This is a genomic window from Achromobacter sp. SIMBA_011, from assembly GCF_046535435.1.
GTDB lineage: Bacteria > Pseudomonadota > Gammaproteobacteria > Burkholderiales > Burkholderiaceae_B > Achromobacter > Achromobacter dolens.
The window spans coordinates 1-289 of record NZ_JAWRWN010000281.1 but is presented as its reverse complement, the minus strand read 5'-3'; the positions used below and the strand labels follow the sequence as shown (position 1 = coordinate 289).

The window sequence follows — 289 nt, the reverse complement described above, 5'->3', positions numbered from 1 at the left end:
ACGCGGACAGCGTCTGCATTCGTCCGCTCGATCCAACGTTGTTCGAGTGCGACTTGGTGACGTGCTGGGAAAGCGAATTCGCCGCGCCGGGATTGCTAGCCGCGGGCTATGTCGGTGCACGTCCGGGACACCCGCTGTTTCGGAAAATAGTAGCCGACATCCGGCGCCTGTCGACGGTCTGCAACGAAAAGGCTTGGAAGACGGTCGGGCCGTTGCGATTCACTCAGGCTATCCACGAATTCAAGCCCACGGACTTGACCGTTTTTCCCAGTCATTACTTCATTCCACG

Annotated in this window: 1 pseudogene; it reads left to right on the top strand. The window is 58.5% G+C overall.

The features are described from left to right. Nucleotides 1-289 (top strand): annotated as a pseudogene (locus SB816_RS30950) (mannosyltransferase); the annotation flags it as partial.